This window comes from Cellulomonas sp. Root137 (genome assembly GCF_001426725.1).
In the GTDB taxonomy this organism is placed as follows: Bacteria; Actinomycetota; Actinomycetes; order Actinomycetales; family Cellulomonadaceae; genus Cellulomonas.
Window position 1 is genome coordinate 1 of record NZ_LMFG01000007.1, and the last position, 4,136, is coordinate 4,136.

4 protein-coding genes and 1 pseudogene are annotated in these 4,136 nt (G+C 72.5%); all 5 read right to left on the reverse strand.

Features of this window, described 5'->3' with window-relative positions; all coding sequences use genetic code 11:
* The coding region (locus tag ASD18_RS21665) for a hypothetical protein (RefSeq protein WP_235522501.1) at positions 1–402 on the reverse strand (402 nt) is incomplete at its 3' end.
* A 47-nt stretch (positions 403–449) separates the two neighbouring features.
* Positions 450–1,547 carry a DnaB-like helicase N-terminal domain-containing protein gene (locus ASD18_RS20585; protein WP_156388125.1) on the reverse strand — a complete coding sequence of 366 codons (1,098 nt, stop codon included), beginning with the start codon at positions 1,545–1,547 and terminating at the stop codon, positions 450–452.
* 5 nt (positions 1,548–1,552) lie between these two features.
* On the reverse strand, positions 1,553–2,737 hold the full coding sequence (locus ASD18_RS20590; protein ID WP_235522502.1) for an ATP-binding protein: 1,185 nt from the start codon (positions 2,735–2,737) through the stop codon (positions 1,553–1,555).
* Between the two features lie 119 nt (positions 2,738–2,856).
* Positions 2,857–3,621 (reverse strand): valine--tRNA ligase (locus tag ASD18_RS20595; protein ID WP_235522503.1); only part of this gene is annotated, 765 nt, incomplete at its 5' end.
* A 1-nt stretch (position 3,622) separates the two neighbouring features.
* Positions 3,623–4,120, reverse strand: a pseudogene (locus ASD18_RS21885) (SCO6880 family protein); the annotation flags it as partial.
* Between the last annotated feature and the right edge of the window lie 16 nt (positions 4,121–4,136).

Here is a 4,136-nt window from a genome sequence, read left to right on the forward strand (position 1 = left end):
CGGGCGCACGACCGGAGCGCGGGTGCGCAGGCTTCGCTGGCCCGCGGCGGCGTGCACGTCACTCGGCGCGGCCATCCCCGGGAGATTGCGCAATGCACTGGCGTGCCCGCGGTCGTTCGTGGCCACGCGTTGCCACGCGCGCCAGGTTCCCCACGTCACGCCGACCCAGACGGCGGTGGCCAGGGCGGTGCCGGTCCAGTACGCCACGGGCCCGGGCAACGCCGATGGGTGCGGCCACACCGATGCCGGGTCGGTCGGGTGAGCGATCGCGCTCAGCGCGGTCAGGAGTCCGGCCGTGGGGGGCGTGCGTCCGGTCAGGAGGCAGGCCAGTGCCGCTCCGGACCACAGGACTGCGGACAGGACCAGGACAGCGGCACCGAGGGTCATCGCCCAGGTGGTCATGTCGGACCCGCCCGCTGATCCCGGGCGCGGCACTTGCTGGGTGGGCCTCATCGCGAGACCGACTCGATCTGTTGGGTGCGCACCGCGGGGGTCGCCGCGGGGGAGTGTGCCGGCTCGATCGGCAGGGCCGCGGCCGTGCGGCGCAGGGCAGTGGTCAGGAGGTGCCCGGTGTCGACCAGGTCGGTAATGAGCACCCCGGGATTTGTGGCGCCGGCGAGGAGCTGCGCGGCGCCGGCGTCGGCCAGGTGGCGCACTTGGTCGCCGGCGACGGCTTGGATCGCTGGCCTGAGTTGCTTGGACCAACCGTCGTCCACGGCGGCACGCAGCTCGGACAGTCCGGGCAGCGCCGGTTCGTGGTGGGTGTGCGCGCGGGTGGCCCAGGCGACGGTGACGATGTCGACGTGCTGACCGAGCTCGGCGAGGTCGATCAGGGTGCCGTAGACGGCGCGCCAACCGGGATCGGTGATGCGTGCAGGCGCCAGCCATTGGGCGACCTCTGCGACATGCTCGGGCTGGGCGATCAGCGCGCCGATCAGAGCGATGGCGTTGCGGCGTTCGGAGCCGGCGTCGCGGCCGGGGTGGGCGCTCAGGTACTTGTCGGCGCCCATGCGCGCTTCGGTGTTGCGCATCACGGCGCGCAGGGCGAGGGGGACGACGACCTCGTCGTGAGCCTGCCCGGTGGCCTTCGCCCAGCGGGCCTCGGCGCAGTCCATCGCGGCGTCCACGACGTTGCAGGTCGCGTAGATCGGGCGTGACATGCGGTCCGATGCGCACCGGACGGCGGCTGCGCGTAGGAGCACGCCGGTGCCGGCGATCTCTCGACGCAGCCCGCCGTCCAAGACCATGCGCGCGTAGGTGACGGCGTGGGGGTGCGGCGGTGTGACGTGCAGCAGGTCCGCGAGTCGGGGCAGGTTGGCCCGGCGGGTGCCGAGCCGTCCGGTGAGTGCGTCGGCCATCCGTTGGGGGTCGATCGGTTCGTGGGCGGCGCGCCGCTCGAGCATGGAGGTGAAGACCTCGGAGTGCCAGGTGTCGGCGAAGTCGCCGGCGCGCAGCCACCGCTGGATCTCGTCCAGGGCCGCGGGCTGCAGCAGGACAGAGCCGAGGGTGGTTTGCTCGGCGAGTCGGGTGATGTCGTCGTCGTTCATGGTGATCACCGGTCCTCGTGTTCGGTGTGGTCGCGCATGGCGGAGTCGGTGTCGACGACATCGACCTCGGCGGGGTGCAGGACGTGGTGCACGACGTGGGTGCGGTGCGGCATCTTCCACAGGCCCGTCCCGCGTGGCAGGACCGGGAGCAGGTCCCGTTCCGGTCGGGTCAGGCCGAGGGCGCCTGCGGTGCCGGAGAGCTGGTCGGACTCTTGGCGGTAGATGACGCGGGTGGAGCAGTCCGCCAGCAGTCCCTGCGCCAGAGAGCGGGCCTCTGAGCCGTGCTGGCCGATGGCGTCCAGGTCGGACAGGCGGTGCAGCACCATGAGGTTGGCGATGCCGTGGGCGCGTGACAGCTTCCACTGCGACTGCATCCGGCGCACCAGCGCGACGTGTCGAAGGACCCGCCAGGCTTCGTCGTAGATGACCCACCGCTTCGCGTTCGACGCCAGCAACGCCCCCTCCAGCCACGCCGACGCGCACGTCATCGCCAAGGCCAGCGCGTCCTCGTCGGAGCCGAGGCGCGACAGGTCGAGTACGACCATCGGAGCGTGCGGGTCGAGCCGTTCGGTCGAGGGCTCGTCGAAGAGCCCCGCGAGGTCGCCGCGCACGAGGCGCCGCAGACCATGGGCGAGATCTCGCCCGTCCGCCGACCGATCCTCGACGCGGACGCCGTCGCAGCGCGCGGACGAAGCGTCAGGAGAGGCCAGCGCCGACAGGACGTCGCCGATCGTCGGTGTGCTGCGGCGGCGTTCGGCCGTGGCGAGGGCGGCGTCCAGGGCACCTTGCTCAGCGGCGCCGAGCTCACGATGGACCGTGAGGGCGGCGACGGCCGCGAGCAGGCGGACCCGTGGCCCGTGCGGCTCCGGGCCGTCCTGGGCGTCCAGCGGGTTGAGCCGGGCCAGCAGCCCGGGGCCGAGGCGCACCACCGTGCCACCCACCGCCGCAGCGACCGGCGCCCATTCGCCCTTCGGGTCGCCCGGCACGTAGACGGACCGTCCGGCCGTGATGGACCGCATCGCCAGGGACTTGGCAAGCGCCGACTTGCCCTGCCCGATCACACCCGCCAGGAGCAGGTTGGGGTTCGTCAGGTCGCCTGCGCTGTACAGCGCCCATGGGTCGAAGCCGAACGGGCCGCCCGTCAGCGCGTCCTGCCCCACGGGCACGCCGATGTCGCACGAGGGTGGCACGAGGAACGGATATGCACCGGCCAAGGTCGCCGACGAGGCCCGGTGGGCAGGCAACCGCAGTCGCGGGCCGCTGCGGTAACGCCCCGCCGTCCGGCGGAACGTTGCAGTGCGCGCCGCGTTCACAGCACACCCCGCGCCAACGGCAGTGCCGCGGCCAGGTGCGCTTGGCCCTGCTGACCGAACAGCCTCCGCACTTCGCACATCGCCTGGGCGGCGGCTGTCTCCAAGGCGGCGCACCGCTGCTCAAGCTCGGACTCGCTGGTCGCGGAGACGGTGATCAGCCCGGTGAAGCGCAGGTCGCCGTGACCGGCCACGAGCTCGGCCTCCCGACGCTCGAGGTCGTCGACCTCCGCTCGCGTGCTCTCGGCCTCGACCTGGCCGATGCGGGCGCGCTGAGCGGCGTCGGCGATGTGCTCGGCCTTGGTGCGTCGGATCTCTCGCAGCGCCCGGGCGGTCGCCAGTGGCTCGGCGATCAAGGTCACGGTCCGGGGCATCGGCTCCCCGAGCAGCAGGGGCTGCAGGAACGTGGGGTGGACCTCGCTGCGCGGCCACTCCACCACCCAATACGTGGCGTGCACCGAGCTGTCCGTGCGCAGCATCGACCACAACTCGTGGACACCCATGGGACCGGCCAAGTTCACCGCCGCGTCCTCGGTACGGGCGGCGGTCGCAGGGTCGTATCCAGAACGCACCACGGCAGCCAGGTCCTCGCGGTCGAGCCACCCGGCCGGCGTCAGGTTCGCGCCGACCAACGACGACGCAACGGCCTCAAGGTGCTTCGTCACGATCGCGATGTCGGCGACGGTGACGGCTCGGTGACGTCGTGGCGCACGCAGCGCCACGGCCAGGAGGGTGTCGCGGGCATGCGGCTGGACGAACCCGCTNGATCGCGATGTCGGCGACGGTGACGGCTCGGTGACGTCGTGGCGCACGCAGCGCCACGGCCAGGAGGGTGTCGCGGGCATGCGGCTGGACGAACCCGCCGTCGAGCAGTCCGGCCAGGACCATCGACAGCTCGGTCGTGGGAGAGGCGCAGTGATCGCGCCACCACCGACGCGCAGGGGCCAGACCACCAGGGACCGTCCGGGCAAGCAGCTGGACACGCACCATCGCCGGCTGCTGGCACAGCCCCGCCAGTACCCGCCCCCACCCGGCCACCTTGTGCTCCTGCGCTGCGGGGTCGTCCAGGACGAATCCCGCACCCGTGACCCTCAGCACCCCACAGATCACGCCCGCGTGCCGATCGAGCACGAGGCTCGCACCGAGCGCATCGCACCGGACCAGATCAAGGTGACCGGCCAGACCCGGCAGAACGAGGGTGTCGGGCGCACTCTTGGTCGCGGCGGGGGTGACCGCTGTGGTCGCCCGGGACAGCTTGCGCACCTGCCACTGCGCCAGA